We start from the raw sequence: 15,548 nt of genomic DNA, 5'->3' as shown, positions 1-15,548 counted from the left end.
GCGCGCGGCGCATGGTGCCGATGCGCCGCAGGATGCGTGGCCCGCCGGCAGGAGAACCGCGGCCAGGCCTTTAAGAGGGCGATCGGGCCCACAGTCGTGCCGGTCAGGCAATGGCGGCGGCCGACTATTTTCCGGCGGCGCACGACAATCGCGAATGGCAGCGATTGGGCGCGACGCCTTTCCATCGCGAAGCAAAATAGCCGGACGCCGCCATCCTCCGCTACGCTCCGGCCCTCCGCTTCGCTGCGGGTGTCGGACCGTCCCGCCCGTGGGCTCTCGCCGCCATGAAGGCCGCGAGGGTCGCGGTCACCCGACGGGAGCATCCGATGAGCGAGCACGACGACAGCGAACCGCACCACGCCGCTTCTCCGACCGATCATATCCTCACCGAACTCCAGCTTTATGGCTGGCGCCCCTATGCGGACGAGCCAGATCCGCGACCGCTCCCCGGCGGCGACCACGTGGCCGGCGCGGTGGCCGACATCTTTGACGCCCTCATCGCCACCTTGGCTGACACGCGCCTCGAATCCGACCTCGATGATCTGCTCTGGTCCGTCACCAATGTCTTCCATCGCGCTGTACAACGGATCGAGCGGCAACTGGACGACAACGAGCAGGCCCAGCGCCGCCTGCAGCGCGAACAGGACGGCACCGAGATCAAGGCGGTTGAACTCGAGACACTCACCGCCCAGGGCCAGACCATGATCGAACGGCGCGACGCCTTCGAGCTCATGCGCGACCAGGCCGCCGACCACTACGATCAGCAAACCGGCTCGGCCTGGCGACCGCGCACGGGGTCGATGGTCAACCACCACCATCTCACAGCCGCAATGATCGATAGCCGCGACTTCCTCGCGGCAAGGCGGCGCGCGGAAACCGAAATCATGTTACCCGCCGGCCCCAAGATCGCCTTCTCCGGCGGCGATAGCGCCGATCACCAGTTGATTTGGGCAAAGCTCGACCAAATCCGCGCCAAGCACCCCGACATGGTGCTGATGCACGGCGGATCACCGAAAGGCGCCGAAAAGATCGCCGCCCGCTGGGCCGATCATCGCAAGGTGCCGCAGGTCGCCTTCAAGCCCGACTGGAGCAAGCATGCCAAGGCCGCTCCCTTCAAGCGCAACGACCAGATGTTGGCGGTCATGCCGATCGGCGTCATCATCTTTCGGGGCACCGGCATTCAGGAGAACCTCGCCGACAAGGCCCGCAAACTCGGCATTCCGGTCTATCGGCTGGTCAACGGCGGCGCGTAAGCGCCGCCGGAACCTAAGCCCCCGATACATAGCCGGGAGACACGGCATTTTTCAATCTATGTCGTCGTATCCTTTCCCGAAAGCTTCACACCGGACGTCGCGCTTGCCGACACCTTCTTGCGCAATGCCGCCGCTCACCTCGATGGCACTGACTGGGCGGCGGATCGAGGCAGGAACAATGCGGCCCTTCACGCCATCGCCATCGCCATTGAATTGCTCCTGAAGTCGTATCTTCTCAGAGTCGCGACCGATGATTGCTGGAACCGCGCCATATCGGGCACGATCTCGACAAGGCGGCTCGCTACGCCGAGAGAGCTGGATTGCGCCTGCCACCGCAACTGCACAGCGTCATCGCCCGGCTTCATCCTCATTTTCAGCGTGGCGGCTTTCAACGGGATCCATCGCGATCATGGGCGTCCGGTTTCTCGCTCGACGCCCGCCACATCGCGCGGCAGCTCGCTCAGGCTCTCCTGGAGCAAGAGCGTTGCCTCAACAATGCCCGCTGCTCCTGACTTGAAGATGACCGCACCCCGCGATCCATTGCGCTGATCCTTGGTCCAGCCGATGGCCTGAGGCCATCAACCCGCAAGGGGTCGGACTACGCGAAGCGTGCCGCCGCTCCGGCTTCGCCTTCGCGGTGATTGCGGCCACCGGCCGAACACATCGGGCGCCTGTCAGCGGGGGAGGGTCCTCCGCTTCAAACAGGAGCCGGATCGATGTCCTTCGCAGACGCACATGCCTTCGCCTTCAGCCTCGCCGCCACTCTCATGGTCACTATCGTCATCTTTCGTGCTGGCGACGGCACCCTCTCGGTGGTGCCGGCGAACGAGTATGACGGCGACGACACCGCCGTTATCGGCGAAATCGACCCGTTCGCCCCATGACGGGGGCAGACATCGCGCCTGCCGATGCAAGAAGACGGTAGCGGGTCAGTTTGAAAGTCAGCCCCGATCACGATACGTGCATTGCATACGCGCCGTCTGGAAATTGGCGGAAGCATATGCCCTCTTCAAGCCATGACCGATAAGCACCCCAAGCAAAGCGAAGGAAGCTCAGAAGCCGACGGTGCGCGGCTCCTATAAGAAGCGCGTGTTCGCATGACAAAGCCGACCGCTGAAGGGTTGCCCACCGTCTATTGATGTTGGTATCAAGACAGACCTATGAACCAGGGTCTTTACTATGGACGAATACGATAACCAGAAGGGCGCGAAGCCGGAGGATGTGCGCGCCGCCTTAAAAGGCTGGGCGTTTTTTGCGGCTGCAACGCTTGCAATCTTCGGCGTGGCCTACGCCCTGATTGAGATGTAGCAGCAATGAAACATTTCTGAGGGTTCATGATTAGGGCCACATGGCCCGCTTCTTCTTCGATCTAATCGACAACGGAACCTCATACCCGGACACGGAAGGCACGGACCTTCCAAGCCTAGCTTCTGCCGAAGATGAGGCAGCAAGGGCGTTGCTCGAAATCGCCAAGGACCAGATGCCGGACGGCACGTTTCGCGAAGTCGCAATCCGAGTTCATGACGGTACAAGCGCGCCGCTGTTTGTTGTAAAGGTGACGTTCGAGCTAATCCGCAATGGACCGTCCCCTGATGGACGAGTGGGAACTTGATCACCTTGCCGCAGAACATGCGCGCCTCTACCAGATACGAGCGGCGGCAGGTGTGGAAGACTTGCACGCCACCATCGCAGAGACCCGCCGCATAATCGCGGAGTCCCGCAAGCTGCTAGATCGGCTTACCGACAAGAGCGCTACCCAGCCCTAATTTCAAATTGACCACTACCAAGAAGACCGGCGGGTTTCACCCGCGCTTTTTCTTTGCTATGCTGTGCACTGCGCCAGGTGGTGGTGGAAGGCGCAATCGCCAGAGTCGTTCTCTCGGAGACACCACCATGATCATCCTCGGCATTCTCCTTTGCGTCGCGGCCATCGGCATCTTGTGCTGGTTGCTCTTCACGTCTGCCGTCGTCGCCCTCCCTTTGTTCGTCGGCATCAACGCAGGTGCATGGGCATTCAACACCGGTGCCGGCTGGCTTGGCGCGATCCTTGTCGGCATCCTCGCAGCCGGGTTGACGCTCGGCATCGGCCAAATCCTCCTCGGCGTTGTCAGGCCTATGTGGGTGAGGCTGGCGATCGCGATGGTCTTCGTCGCTCCCGCGATCGTTGCCGGCTACCATGCCAGCCATGGCATTGCGAAGCACATGATGCCTTCGGAAATCTGGCAGATCGTCTTTTCCGTCATTGGCGGGGTCGCCGTCGGCGTCACGGCATATCTGCGGCTCGCGGGCATGGCCGCCGCCGACCAATCCGGTAGGGACATGGTTGAAGCTTAAACCCGCGCGAGCGAGGCGGGTGGACCAGACCGACGAAGCCTTAGCCTCCTCATCGTCGGTGCTTGGAGCAATCGGGCTGCATGCGAAGGATAGAGCAAACGACCTCGACGGCGCGGCCTTGTTTGTGAGCGTGGACATTCTGTCGACGCCGCAGGGCAGACCGGCCATGCGGTGGCAGGACGGTAGGCGACCCGTCGCCGCGTCGTTGGAGATGCGCGTGATGCCTGGATGTCTAGGCGATGCCGGTCCAGCCCGCAGCGATCTGCTGGCGGCGCGTTGGACGCCACTGTCTCCTTTGCCAAACTGTTCCAAGAGCGCTCCAAACGGCCTCTTCAATGGGCTGATCTGGCCGAAGGACGGCTGAAGCCTCGACCGCCTAAGCCGCAACGACGCGTCCCGACTTTCTTCCCCTGCCGGCTCCCACCCCACGCGGCAAGCGCATGGGGACCCCGAGCGCCGCCATTCCTCGCGAAACAAGAAAGTCGTTCCGGCGCCGTCCTCCGCGTTGCTCCGGTCGCAAGCGATGCGTCGTCGCTCGCCTCCGGCCAAGCGATCGCCATCGAGGCCGCATGGTGCGGGCTCGAAACAGAAAAGGAGACTTTACAATGGCTACCATCGGCACCTTCAAGAAGTCCGCATCGAACGAGTTCACCGGTGAAATCATCACCCTCAGCGTCCAGGCCAAGAACGTGCGCATCGTTCCAGACACCCGCGCCACAGGCGAGAACGCTCCCAGCCACCGGGTGCTGGTCGGTCGCGCCGAGATCGGCGCCGCCTGGTCGAAGACCTCCAACGAAGGCCGCGACTATCTGGGCCTCAAGCTCGACGACCCGAGCTTCAACGCCCCGATCTACGCCAACCTCTTCGACGACGAGGAAGGAGAGGGTTTCTCGCTAATCTGGTCCCGCCCGAACGCGCGGCGGGGTGACTAAGGACCCGCGCAGGCCCCGGCCGGAAGGCCGGGGCCTTCTTGTGCCGACGTCCGGTTCGGGTCCTCAAGCCGAGAGCGATGCTGAAACCGCATCGCCTGATGCCGACAACCGTCCTCCGTTGGCGTCGTTCTTTCTATAAAATGCAGGCTTTCATTCTGTGAAGACGAGGCAAGCGATGATCGAGCCGTTTGACGAAACCGCGCCGACCAGTGACGAACTCACCGAATACGATCGGGAACACATCAAGCTCTATGCGCGCCTGCTCGACGCCGCCGACGACGGCGCTGACTGGCGCGAGGTGGTCGAAATTCTCTTCGGCATAGACCTGACAAAGGAGCCACAACGCGCCCGGCGTATCCATGACAGCCATCTGGCGCGAGCGCGCTGGATGGCGCGTGCTGGCTACCGCCATCTCTTGCGTCAGCCGGGCAGCTAGCACCACCGCTCCCGGCGTTACGGGGTGATGCCGAAACGGCATCACCCGATGCCCGGCCAGGGTCTTCCGCCAATCGCTACAACCCGGAATTGTTTTGAGGCGGGGTCTACGCGTTTCTTGCGTGAGGAGCTCTTGGATGAGGCCGGATACGTCGCATTGGCGAGACAGTGCCAGCTATGATTATTTCGATACATTGCCCATCGAGGGGCTCGCTTGGGAGTGTCTGCGGCGTCACGAACCCTATCAACGGCACTACCAAGCGCTCCTGACCACAAGAGCCGAAAAGGCACCCTTCCACCCCGAGACACAGCGGCTGTGGGGGTTGCGATTTCCCGGCCAGGCCGGATTTGTCCGCCCTGGCGCAAGACGTTCTGTGGTCGCCTGACGTCGATCCAGCTGTGGTTTCTCTCGTGCCGGCGCCGGAATTCCTGTCGTCGTTGCGATCGGCGCCTTTGACCGGTCTGGGGGCGGTCCACGACAGCCCGGAAGGACGTCACATCGTCCACAGTGCAGGCGTCGCGACCCAACTTCTCCTTCTGCCGGGCAGTGATCCGCACGGCCACCTGGCGGCGCTGATCCCCTTGGATGCAGAAACGTTGGGACGGATCGAAGCACTCACCCGTTTCTGGCGTTCCTTGCAGGGGCGCCCAACGGCTTCGGATACCCGTATGACTCCACAGCAGCGCCGCCGGTTTCGTCTGATGATGCAGGCCGCTGACGGCCGTGCGGACGGCGCGAGCTATCGCGACATCGCGATTGCGCTTTTCGGACACAAGCGTATCGCCGCCGATCCCTGGAAGACCTCGGCCTTGCGCGATGCTGTGATCGGCCTCGTCGAAGGCGCTACCGCCCTGATCGGCGGCGGCTATTTGCAGATCCTGCGTCATCGTCGCCGACCGTAGCGGCTCTGGCCCCGGACGAGGGGGTGGGATTTTAGCCTCCCTCAACTTCCCCATCCCTTGCGAAGCCCATTCTCCGCCACCGTGGTCGCCGTCCACCGCTGAACGCCAGCGGCTGCCCAAAACCCCACGGAGGTCCGACCCATGCGACCCGATATCGCCGTCCTGCCGCCACGCTTCCTGCGCACCAAGGAAGCCGCGGATTTCCTCAGCCTGTCCGCCCGCACGCTCGAAAAGCACCGTACCTATGGCACTGGTCCTTCCTACCGCAAGCTCGGCGGCCGTGTCGTCTATGCCGTCGACGATCTCCAGACTTGGGCCGAACGCGGCGCTGTCACCTCCACATCCGACCCGCGTGGATCGGTTCTGCCGGCCAAGCGTCACACATCGACGCCGCCGGCGCATGGCGGACGATACGCACGCTGACCGAGCGCGGATTTCAAATGGCGGCGCGAAACCAATCCCTTTCGGAGCGCGGGCAGCTCGACATGTTCCGGGCGCTGCCTGGCGACTTCGCCCCACGAGACGCGCAGGATCTCATGGCCTATCCGTTCTTCTCCCTTTCCAAGACCCATCGCATCACCCCGATCGATTTTGCCGCGGGCAACGTCACGATCCGGGTCGAAGCCGTACCCGATCATGGGATGGCGACCATCTGGGACGCCGACATCCTTGTCTGGGCCGCGAGCCAGATCGTCGAGGCGCGCGACACCGGGCTTCGTACCTCGCGCCTGATGGCCGCCACGCCCTATGAGATTCTCACCTTCGTCGGCCGCGGCAAGAGCCTGCGCGACTATCAACGCCTGAAGGCGGCGCTTGACCGGCTGCAGTCGACCACCGTCTCGACGACAATCCGTCAGTCCGCCGAAGGTCGGCGTCACCGCTTCTCATGGATCAATGAGTGGCAGGAGCGCGTCGACCGCCATGGCAAACCCTCGGGGATCGAGTTGATCGTCCCCGACTGGTTTTATCAGGCGGTCCTCGATGACGCGCTCGTGCTGACGATCGATCGCGCCTATTTCGACCTGACTGGCGGGCTGGAGCGCTGGCTCTATCGGCTGGTGCGCAAGCATGGCGGACGCCAGCGCGACGGCTGGCGCTTCGACTTCCGTCACCTTCATCAGAAATCCGGCAGCCTGTCGCCCCACAAGCGCTTTGCCTTCGAGCTGCGCGACATCATCCGCCGCCAGCCGCTGCCCGGCTACACGCTCTTCCTCGAAGTGGAGATGGGCGGCCGGACGCTGCTCGCCTTCGAGCGAATCGGCTCCTGTGGAAGGCCTGTGGACGGCCTCGTGCTATCGGGAACCGGACCTGTCGTGCCATCGGGAACCGCAGGCTCGTGCTATCAGGGACCCAAACGGGGCCTAACCCTAGGAAAGCAAAGCCGAAATCGCGCCCTTAACTTAGACTCTAACCCAGAGTCTAACTTTGAAGAGCGCGCGCGTGATGTGCAGAGGCTCATCCGACGAACTAGCGACGTACTCAGCATTGACACCGACAAGACCTCGAATGCGCCATCGGTTTCTGACGGCAGCAGCACGGCAACCAGCGTCTCCGAAGCCCCGAATCAGCCTCTTGATCCGCGCTCGGGAGCCACCCGATGATCGCCGCCACGCCCCACGCTCGCGACGATCTCGTCCATGTCGAACTGACCTGGATCGAGAAGAGACAAGAGGACTGGATACGCTTCGGCACGCACGCCCATGAACAGATCGTTGATCGTCGCCGGCGCATCCTGTCCTATCGTCCCGGCGCAGTCTTCGCCTTCGTTCGCTGGTCCGCGAACGACTTCGGAACGATCATTTCACGCATAGATATCGTGCGTGCGGTCGCACGTGGCGAAGCCTATCAGACACTGCCCTTCGTGCGCCCCGGCGGCGAGATCCTTCTGAAGGTGGAGAGCTGGCCCAAGGTCGAACGCGTGCTGCAGGCGATCGACGCCATCCAGCGCCTCGACATCGATCCTGAGTCGGTGTCGCCCGATCACTGGCGGCACATCCACAACCGGATAACCGCCAGCCACGCGCCGCGCAGCTACACACTCGACCAACATCGCGCCTTCCTGCTGCGCAAGAGGACCGAGCCGTGACGCGCGCCGGGATCATCCTCACCAGCATTCTTGGAACCGTGGGCGTCGGCTATCCCGGCCTCACTTCGATGCCAACGAAGCTCATCTGGAATGCGTCAGCTAGCGCACCGATCGGCTTCTACACGATCGGCGTCGACGGACCTTTCGAGGTCACCGATCTTGTGGCCGTCGACGCGCCCGAGCCACTCGCCGCGTTCCTCGCTGATCGCGGCTATCTGCCGAGGGGCGTGCCACTGTTGAAGCGCATCCTTGGCGTTGCCGGGCAAATTGTCTGTCGCTCGAACCTCACCATCACCGTCGACGGCGTCGAGGCGGGCATGGCGCTCAAGCGTGATCGGACAGGCCGTGACCTGCCTGTCTGGCAGGGCTGCCGCCGCATCCCGGCCGGCGAAGTCTTCCTGATGAACCGGCAGGTCCGCGACAGCCTCGACGGCCGTTACTTCGGCCTCCTCTCCACCAGCCAGATCATCGGCCGCGCCGTCCCGCTGTGGACGGACGAGAACGGCGATGGCCGCTTCGAATGGCGCGCGTCAACGCGGTGAGCGCGCGACCGGCGGCGCGCGTCGTGCTGCCAGCCTTCATCACCGCACCACTCCAAAACAGGAGCCTGACATGCAACAGATCGGAGAATTCACGCGCCAGAAGACTGGCTATAGCGGGCGCATCCACACGCTCAGCCTCAACCTCGATGTCGCCATTGTGGCGGCAGAGGCGAGCGAAACGGAGAATGCGCCTGACTACCGCGTTCACGCCGGAAGCGAGGACGGCCCCGAGATTGGTGCCGGCTGGAAACGCTCCAGCGAAAAGGCCGGAGACTATGTCTCGATCCAGCTCGACGACCCGACGTTCGCGCAGCCGATACGCGCGAACCTCTTTCGCAATGGCGACGACAAGACGTCCTGGTCGCTGCACTGGGCGCGACCGCGCGACCGCGGCGAGAAGGATTGAACGATGCGCGCTCGCCGTCCGTCGACGAGCCATCGCGGTGCGCCCGGGCCGCTTCGCGCTGCCCGGCGCATGGCTCTCATCCTCCTTTGCGGCCTGTCCGTCGGGGCCGCAATGCCGGCGGCGGCAGTGGCGCAGGACTTGGTCCTCGCGCGGTCCTCGCAACGCGATCCGTTCGGCGCGCACATCGCAGAAGCCTCGCACCGCTTCGGCGTTCCGGCCGCTTGGATACGCGCCGTCATGCGCACGGAGAGTGCGGGCGACGCGCGCGCCGTCTCCAGCGCTGGTGCCCGCGGCTTGATGCAGATCATGCCTGGGACATGGGATGATCTGCGCGCCCGCTGGTCGCTTGGCCGCGATCCATTCGATCCTCGCGACAATATCATGGCAGGAACGGCCTATCTGCGCGAACTGCACGATCGCTATGGCTCGCCGGGGTTTCTGGCCGCCTACAATGCCGGGCCTGCGCGCTACGAAGCATACCTCGCCGGGCGACCGTTACCGGTCGAGACCCGCGCCTATGTCGCAGCAATTGCCCCCCTGATCGGTGAAGGCGAGGGTATTCGCCCTTTCGCAGTCACGTCTGTCGAGGCCATTCCCTGGAAGCACGGCTCGCTCTTCGTCGGCCAGCCGGATCGCAAACAAGCTGTCGCGCTCGTGCCGACCGAGCGACCACCAAATGACGCGAGCTTTGCACCCGCCCTCCGCGATGTCTCCGCCATCGTGCCTCTGTCCGAAGGCCTCTTCGTGGCTCGAGCCGGCGAAGGGGTCCAGCCATGAGCGCGTATGGGTGTTTTCGCGCAACCGCAAGCTCCAGCGCACCCTGGCGTGGATGGAGGCGGAAGGTCGGCAGAACAACCGGAAGATGGCGAGATAAAAGGCCGCGAGGTGCGGCGTCGGTCGGTCGTGGTGTTTCAATAGGTTATGCAGGATTTCCGCGAGGTGCGAGGATTTGGTGCACCTCGCCTGAACCCTGTTTCCGCTGTGATTTCCATGCCTTGATGCGATGTGCGGATCTTCGCTATGAACGGTGAGGATGGTTTCCGAATCCGGCCCGGCCGCATCCGCTCGCCCAGCGCCCAGCGGGCCAGGCCCTTCATCGCGCAGGCGCTTGCCGCCGCCCAGAAGGCCGGCGCTCGTGTCTCACGCTCCGGCCGGATCAGTCCGGGCAATCGCTCGACCTTCGGGCGTGGCCGCTCGGCGAGCGTGCGCGCCAATCGTCTTCTTACCGGCCGCTCGCGCATCGTGATCATCAAGACACGGCTGGTGCGCCATCACGCGCGCGGCGCCCCGCTTGCCGCCCATCTCACCTATCTGCGCCGCGAGGGCGTCACCCGTGACGGGGAGAAGGCAAGGCTGTTCGGGCCGGAAGGCGGGGAGGTGGACGGCGGCGCTTTCGCCGCGCGGTGTGGCGATGATCGGCACCACTTCCGCTTCATCGTCTCGCCGGAAGATGCCGTCGACATGGCGGACCTCAAAGCCTTCGCCCGCGATCTGATGGGTCAGATGGAAAAGGACCTTGGCACGAAACTCGAGTGGGCAGGCGTCGATCACTGGAACACCGACAACCCGCACCTTCACATCATCCTGCGCGGCCACACAGATGACGGGCAGGATCTCGTGATCTCCCGCGATTACATCAAGGAGGGGATGCGTGCCCGCGCCGCCGATCTTGTTACCCAGGAGCTCGGCCCGCGCACCGACCTCGACATCCGTCGCAATCTGCAGCGCCAAGTCGAAGCCGAACGCTGGACCCAGCTTGACCGGCAGCTTGTTCGCGATGGCCGCGACCGAGGTGTCATCGACCTTGCCGCCGCCGCGAACGCCCAGCCCGATGAATATCGCGTGCTGAAGGTCGGGCGGATGCGCAAGGTCGAAACACTTGGCCTTGCCGCACAGGTCGGCCCAGGCCAATGGGTTATCGACGACAAGGCCGAGGCGACGCTGCGCGAGCTCGGCGAACGCGGCGACATCATCAAGCGGATGCATCGCGCCTTGACCGAACAGGGCATCGAGCGCGGCGCGGCGAACTATGTGCTGGCGGCGGAGCGCCTCGACACGCCTATCGTCGGTCGGCTTGTCGACCGCGGTCTCGATGATGAGCTGAAGGGCAGCGCCTACGCCGTGGTCGATGGTACCGACGGCCGCACACATCACATCAAGCTGTCCGATCTTGACGCAGCCGGCGACAGTGCTCCGGGTTCAATCGTCGAGCTGCGCAAGTTCCATGACGCGCAGGGACATCCGCGAGCAGCGCTCGCTGTCCGCTCCGATCTCGACATTGAGCAGCAAACGACCGCCGCCGGCGCCACCTGGCTTGACCGCCAGAATATCGCTCGCGAACCGATTGAGCTGTCCGAAGGCGGCTTCGGCGCCGAGGTGCGGCAGGCGATGCAACGCCGCGCCGACCATCTCGTCGTACATGGTCTCGGCGAGCGGCATGGCCAACGTATCAGCTTCACGCCCAACCTGATCGACACGTTGCGTCGCCGCGAACTGGAGGCGCTCGGCCAAAAGCTCTCAGCCGAAACCGGCCAGCCTTTCAACCGCGCCCGCGGCGGCGACTATGTCACCGGCTCATACCGGCAACGTTTCACGCTCGCCTCCGGCCGCTTCGCCATGATCGATGACGGCCTCGGTTTCCAACTGGTGCCCTGGACGCCGTCCCTGGAAAAACATCTTGGCCGCCACATCTCTGGCATCGCTCGCAATGACGACGGCATCGACTGGAGCTTTGGCCGCAAGCGTGGCCTTGGCCTTTAACCCCAGTGTCAAGAAAGGACCGCTTCTATGTCCGCCACAAAGATACTCTGGGGCCAGATCCTCGCGGTCTTGATGATCGTGCTGATAACCACCTGGAGCGCGACGGAATGGGTGGCCTGGCGTCTGGCGTTCCAGCCCGAGCTCGGCAGGCCATGGTTCCGTGTGCTGGGTTTTCCGTTCTACCTTCCGCCGTCCTTCTTCTGGTGGTGGTATGGCTTCGATGCCTACGCGCCGTCGATCTTCGTGGAGGGCGCCTTCATCGCGGCGTCCGGCGGTTTCGCATGCGTCGCCGTCGCCATCGGCATGTCGGTCTGGCGGGCACGCGAGGCCAAGAAGGTCGAGACCTACGGCTCCGCCCGCTGGGCCGACAAGCAGGAGGTCAAGGCAACGGGCCTTCTCGGCCCCGATGGTGTGGTGCTTGGGCGATATGACGGCGCCTATCTGCGCCACGACGGGCCTGAGCATGTGCTGTGCTTTGCGCCCACACGTTCGGGCAAGGGTGTCGGCCTTGTCGTCCCGACACTGCTGACTTGGCCGAGCTCAGCCGTCGTCCACGACATCAAGGGCGAAAACTGGCAACTCACCGCGGGCTTCCGTGCCAGGCATGGCCGTGTCCTGCTGTTCGATCCGACCAATCCGAAATCCTCTTCCTACAATCCGCTGCTCGAGGTGCGCCGCGGCGAATGGGAGGTCCGCGACGTCCAGAACATCGCTGACATCCTTGTCGATCCCGAAGGCTCGCTCGAGCGGCGGAACCATTGGGAAAAGACCAGCCATGCCCTGCTGGTCGGCGCGATCCTGCATGTCCTCTACGCCGAGCAGGACAAGACGCTTGCCGGCGTCGCCGGTTTCCTCTCCGATCCAAGGCGTCCGATCGAATCGACGCTGTCCGCGATGATGAAAACAGCGCATCTGGGTGAGGGCGGTCCGCACCCGGTCATCGCCAGCGCCGCGCGGGAGCTCCTGAACAAGTCCGACAACGAGCGCTCTGGCGTGCTCTCCACCGCCATGTCGTTCCTTGGCCTCTATCGCGATCCTGTCGTGGCCGAGGTCACGCGCCGCTGCGACTGGCGCATCACCGATCTTGTCGACGACACGCGTCCGACGACGCTCTACCTCGTCGTGCCGCCGTCCGACATCAACCGGACCAAGCCGCTCATTCGCCTGATCCTCAATCAGGTCGGTCGCCGCCTGACCGAAGATCTGCAGGTGAGGGCGCAAGGGCACCGGCTGCTCCTCATGCTGGACGAGTTCCCGGCGCTTGGCCGCCTCGACTTCTTCGAGTCGGCGCTCGCCTTCATGGCCGGCTACGGGCTGAAAAGCTTCCTGATCGCTCAATCCCTCAATCAGATCGAGAGGGCGTACGGTGCCAACAACTCGATCCTCGACAATTGCCATGTCCGGGTAAGCTTTGCCACCAACGACGAGCGCACCGCCAAGCGCGTGTCCGATGCACTCGGAACAGCGACCGAGATGAGGGCCATGAGGAACTATGCCGGCCATCGGCTCTCGCCGTGGCTCGGCCACCTCATGGTCTCCCGCTCCGAGACGGCTCGCCCGCTGCTCACGCCTGGTGAAGTGATGCAGCTGCCGGCCACCGACGAGATCGTCATGGTCTCGGGCGCGCCGCCGATCCGCGCCAAAAAGGCGCGCTATCATGAGGATGCTCGCTTCAAGGAGCGCATCTTGCCGCCCCCGGCGTTGGTGGGCGCAGTGGAGGGGAGACCGGACGACTGGACCAAACTGCCCCTGCCTTCCCGTCCCCAGATTGCCGACGCCACATCATTGCCCGCCGCCGAGGATGAGGACCTGACTGAATCCGAGCGTCGTCGGCAACCCGAGCTCAGTCGCGTCGAGCCGGTCGTGAAGCCAACGACCGAGAACGAATTCGAGATCGATCACCTCGACGACGTCGAGGACGATGTTGCCCGCAATCGTCGATTGACGCGCCTCATGCAAGGCATTGCGCGGCAGGCGTCCCTCGACCCCGGCGACGGTGTGGATTTGTGAGGCTCCCATGGCAAAGTCACCCCGCAAACAACGCCTGTCCGTCTATCTCGATCCGAGGGTCATGAGCAGGCTCGCCGAGCATGCGGCGCGCCGTGATTTTTCACGGTCGCTCGTCGCGGAGGCGGCCATCGAGTCGTTCCTCTCACCCGATGCCGCCGAGCGACAGGAGGCGGCGATCGCCAAGCGGCTCGACCAAATCGATCGCCGTATCACACGCCAGGAGCGCGATGTCGCGATTGCCGTGGAGACGCTCGCCGTTTTCGTCCGCTTCTGGCTGGCGACAACACCAGCGTTGCCCGAGCCCGCGGCGCAGGCCGCCCACGCCAAGGCCGGCGAGCGCTATGATGCCTTCGTCACCGCACTCGGCCGGCGCCTGGCGAAAGGTCCAAAGCTTCGACAGGAAATCTCCGAGGACATCGATGGCGGCCTGGACACACTCCAGCCCGGCAGGCCCGTGGGCTAAATGGACGGGCGGACTGAGATTTTGGCATGCTCGATATGTCAAAAGATATCAAAGCGTTGGAATGACGTGTTGTTGTCATAGATCACGCTTTGCCGACCTGTCGAGTTTGGCACAAGCCGCAGGGCCGGGTCGCTTTGCACGGGAACCATCTTCAGTCATCGCCGCTGCAGCAGCGGGACGCATCTGGCGCGAAATCCGCAATTTGAGATCCGTGATTGCATGAAAGACCACGCCTTCAAGAGCTTCTATGATCCCTTGGAAAAAACAGCCGGTTTGACCCGAATCGACTATTTTCGGTTGCTAAGCGGTGCCAGGATTTATCGTTGAAAATAATAGTCTGTATGCTATAAGGCAAGAGACAATGAAAGATCAAAAGCCCGCAGTATGGATGGGGTCGTCGAAGGCCGACCTGCGCGAGTTTCCGGTCGATGTTCGCCGGTTGATGGGTGTCGCAATCAACGACGCCCAGAATGGTGAGGAGCACCCGGCTGTCAAAGCCCTGAAAGGCTTTGGGGGCCGCAGCATCCTCGAGGTGGTCGACGACTTCGACGGAGATACCTACCGTGCCGTCTATGCCGTGCGCTTTGCCGGGGTGATCTACGTGCTTCATTGCTTCCAGAAGAAGTCGAAGAAGGGCAGGGAGACACCCAAGCACGAAATCGATGTCGTTACAGTGCGATTGAAGGCGGCCGAGGCGCACTACCGCGAAAACTATGGGAAAGGAACAAAGTCATGACAGAAGACATCACCGCCGAAGTGAGCAGCGGCAACGTGTTTGCGGACCTCGGCTTTGACAATCCCGAAGAGGAATTGCTCAAGGCCAAGCTGGCCCGCGAGATCCGCGCCATTATCAAGCGCCGGCGCCTGACTCAGGCGAAGTCGGCCGAACTGCTCGGGATGAAGCAGCCGGACGTCTCGGCCATCGTGACCGGGCGCACGGGCAAGTTTTCAATAGACAGGCTGGTTCGCTGTCTGGACCGCCTCGACTACAAGGTCGACGTGGTGGTTCGCCACAAGCCTCGACGGTCAACTCGTGCTGAAGCCGCTTGATCAGACGGCTTTGCCGACGAGGGCACAATTGAGGGCGAGCGCCGCCCTTGCCTGAAGATCGTCAGCCTTGATTACAGGTCGGCACCGCCAATCTCCTGTATTTGCACGCTACGCCACTACGCCTCGATATAGGTGTTGAAACCACTCGAGATGCGGCTCTCTTAATCATCCCCGTCCAGGGGCCGCCCATGTTCCCCGGATCGAAACGGGGACAGGATGGCAGCTTCGCATCACAATTCAGAAGGTCTGGCGCGCGGCGCACGCATGCTGCGCACTGCGCTCGGACCCGCGATCGCGAGCTATCTCGACGATGCGAGCATCGTCGAAGTGATGCTCAACCCCGATGGGCGTTTGTGGATCGACCGCCTGTCCGA

Annotated in this window: 22 protein-coding genes and 1 pseudogene; 22 read left to right on the top strand and 1 reads right to left on the bottom strand. The window is 63.4% G+C overall.

The features are described 5' to 3' along the window. The first annotated feature begins 326 nt into the window (after nucleotides 1-326). Nucleotides 327-1,253, top strand: a complete 927-nt coding sequence (locus EN949_RS23185; RefSeq protein WP_127365578.1) for a DUF2493 domain-containing protein — start codon at nucleotides 327-329, stop codon at nucleotides 1,251-1,253. A 188-nt stretch (nucleotides 1,254-1,441) separates the two neighbouring features. On the opposite strand, the gene EN949_RS23180 is transcribed toward EN949_RS23185, so the two are convergent. Continuing rightward, nucleotides 1,442-1,645, bottom strand: a complete 204-nt coding sequence (locus EN949_RS23180; RefSeq protein ID WP_127365579.1) for a hypothetical protein — start codon at nucleotides 1,643-1,645, stop codon at nucleotides 1,442-1,444. A 324-nt stretch (nucleotides 1,646-1,969) separates the two neighbouring features. Between EN949_RS23180 and EN949_RS35935 the strand changes: the two genes are divergently transcribed. From EN949_RS35935 to EN949_RS36635, 21 genes and pseudogenes are all read left to right on the top strand, one after another. Next, the gene (locus EN949_RS35935; protein WP_164753788.1) at nucleotides 1,970-2,137 is read left to right on the top strand and encodes a hypothetical protein; all 168 of its coding nucleotides are present in this window, start codon (nucleotides 1,970-1,972) and stop codon (nucleotides 2,135-2,137) included. Nucleotides 2,138-2,432: 295 nt separating this feature from the next. Next, the gene (locus tag EN949_RS37145) at nucleotides 2,433-2,561 is read left to right on the top strand and encodes a hypothetical protein (protein ID WP_275955654.1); all 129 of its coding nucleotides are present in this window, start codon (nucleotides 2,433-2,435) and stop codon (nucleotides 2,559-2,561) included. A gap of 40 nt (nucleotides 2,562-2,601) precedes the next feature. Continuing rightward, nucleotides 2,602-2,865 carry a hypothetical protein gene (locus EN949_RS35930; RefSeq protein WP_164753786.1) on the top strand — a complete coding sequence of 88 codons (264 nt, stop codon included), beginning with the start codon at nucleotides 2,602-2,604 and terminating at the stop codon, nucleotides 2,863-2,865. Nucleotides 2,866-3,146: 281 nt separating this feature from the next. After that, complete coding sequence (locus tag EN949_RS23170) at nucleotides 3,147-3,587, top strand: hypothetical protein (RefSeq protein ID WP_127365580.1); 441 nt, start codon at nucleotides 3,147-3,149, stop codon at nucleotides 3,585-3,587. A 19-nt stretch (nucleotides 3,588-3,606) separates the two neighbouring features. After that, complete coding sequence (locus tag EN949_RS23165) at nucleotides 3,607-3,951, top strand: hypothetical protein (protein WP_127365581.1); 345 nt, start codon at nucleotides 3,607-3,609, stop codon at nucleotides 3,949-3,951. Nucleotides 3,952-4,192: 241 nt separating this feature from the next. Next, nucleotides 4,193-4,519: a DUF736 domain-containing protein gene (locus EN949_RS23160; protein ID WP_127370803.1), complete on the top strand. Its 327-nt coding sequence runs from the start codon at nucleotides 4,193-4,195 to the stop codon at nucleotides 4,517-4,519. Nucleotides 4,520-4,694: 175 nt separating this feature from the next. Beyond that, nucleotides 4,695-4,955 carry a DUF2285 domain-containing protein gene (locus tag EN949_RS23155; protein WP_127367668.1) on the top strand — a complete coding sequence of 87 codons (261 nt, stop codon included), beginning with the start codon at nucleotides 4,695-4,697 and terminating at the stop codon, nucleotides 4,953-4,955. 136 nt (nucleotides 4,956-5,091) lie between these two features. Further along, nucleotides 5,092-5,340 carry a DUF6499 domain-containing protein gene (locus EN949_RS36640; protein ID WP_127367669.1) on the top strand — a complete coding sequence of 83 codons (249 nt, stop codon included), beginning with the start codon at nucleotides 5,092-5,094 and terminating at the stop codon, nucleotides 5,338-5,340. Further along, on the top strand, nucleotides 5,303-5,857 hold the full coding sequence (locus EN949_RS23145) for a DUF2285 domain-containing protein (protein ID WP_245459488.1): 555 nt from the start codon (nucleotides 5,303-5,305) through the stop codon (nucleotides 5,855-5,857). The genes EN949_RS36640 and EN949_RS23145 overlap by 38 nt, the downstream gene beginning before the upstream one ends. A gap of 141 nt (nucleotides 5,858-5,998) precedes the next feature. Next, on the top strand, nucleotides 5,999-6,280 hold the full coding sequence (locus EN949_RS23140; RefSeq protein ID WP_127367671.1) for a helix-turn-helix domain-containing protein: 282 nt from the start codon (nucleotides 5,999-6,001) through the stop codon (nucleotides 6,278-6,280). Between the two features lie 17 nt (nucleotides 6,281-6,297). Beyond that, nucleotides 6,298-7,458: a replication initiator protein A gene (locus EN949_RS23135; RefSeq protein ID WP_127371790.1), complete on the top strand. Its 1,161-nt coding sequence runs from the start codon at nucleotides 6,298-6,300 to the stop codon at nucleotides 7,456-7,458. Beyond that, nucleotides 7,455-7,943, top strand: coding sequence for a DUF2840 domain-containing protein (locus tag EN949_RS23130; protein ID WP_127366149.1), 489 nt, complete (start codon nucleotides 7,455-7,457; stop codon nucleotides 7,941-7,943). The genes EN949_RS23135 and EN949_RS23130 overlap by 4 nt, the downstream gene beginning before the upstream one ends. Then, nucleotides 7,940-8,485 (top strand): S26 family signal peptidase, encoded by a 546-nt coding sequence (locus tag EN949_RS23125; RefSeq protein WP_127366148.1) that lies wholly within the window; start codon nucleotides 7,940-7,942, stop codon nucleotides 8,483-8,485. The genes EN949_RS23130 and EN949_RS23125 overlap by 4 nt, the downstream gene beginning before the upstream one ends. Before the next feature lie 70 nt (nucleotides 8,486-8,555). Then, nucleotides 8,556-8,891 (top strand): DUF736 domain-containing protein, encoded by a 336-nt coding sequence (locus EN949_RS23120; protein WP_127366147.1) that lies wholly within the window; start codon nucleotides 8,556-8,558, stop codon nucleotides 8,889-8,891. A gap of 3 nt (nucleotides 8,892-8,894) precedes the next feature. Next, the gene (locus EN949_RS23115) at nucleotides 8,895-9,668 is read left to right on the top strand and encodes a lytic transglycosylase domain-containing protein (protein ID WP_127366146.1); all 774 of its coding nucleotides are present in this window, start codon (nucleotides 8,895-8,897) and stop codon (nucleotides 9,666-9,668) included. Between the two features lie 243 nt (nucleotides 9,669-9,911). Next, a complete protein-coding gene (locus EN949_RS23110) occupies nucleotides 9,912-11,651 on the top strand; it encodes a VirD2 family relaxase/mobilization nuclease (RefSeq protein WP_127366145.1) in 1,740 nt (579 codons plus the stop codon). A gap of 27 nt (nucleotides 11,652-11,678) precedes the next feature. Beyond that, nucleotides 11,679-13,661 (top strand): conjugal transfer protein TraG, encoded by a 1,983-nt coding sequence (locus EN949_RS23105; RefSeq protein WP_127366144.1) that lies wholly within the window; start codon nucleotides 11,679-11,681, stop codon nucleotides 13,659-13,661. 7 nt (nucleotides 13,662-13,668) lie between these two features. After that, on the top strand, nucleotides 13,669-14,124 hold the full coding sequence (locus tag EN949_RS23100; protein ID WP_127371164.1) for a CopG family transcriptional regulator: 456 nt from the start codon (nucleotides 13,669-13,671) through the stop codon (nucleotides 14,122-14,124). Nucleotides 14,125-14,512: 388 nt separating this feature from the next. Next, nucleotides 14,513-14,860 (top strand): type II toxin-antitoxin system RelE/ParE family toxin, encoded by a 348-nt coding sequence (locus EN949_RS23095; RefSeq protein ID WP_140562168.1) that lies wholly within the window; start codon nucleotides 14,513-14,515, stop codon nucleotides 14,858-14,860. Next, complete coding sequence (locus EN949_RS23090; protein ID WP_023707464.1) at nucleotides 14,857-15,174, top strand: helix-turn-helix transcriptional regulator; 318 nt, start codon at nucleotides 14,857-14,859, stop codon at nucleotides 15,172-15,174. Before EN949_RS23095 ends, EN949_RS23090 begins: the two co-directional genes overlap by 4 nt. A gap of 216 nt (nucleotides 15,175-15,390) precedes the next feature. Then, a pseudogene (locus EN949_RS36635) lies at nucleotides 15,391-15,548 on the top strand (P-type conjugative transfer ATPase TrbB); the annotation flags it as partial.

The sequence above is a fragment of the Mesorhizobium sp. M7A.F.Ca.US.007.01.2.1 genome (assembly GCF_003998165.1).
In the GTDB taxonomy this organism is placed as follows: domain Bacteria; phylum Pseudomonadota; class Alphaproteobacteria; order Rhizobiales; family Rhizobiaceae; genus Mesorhizobium; species Mesorhizobium ciceri.
Note: the sequence above shows the minus strand (reverse complement) of the source record. Positions and strands in the feature narration are given on the sequence as shown.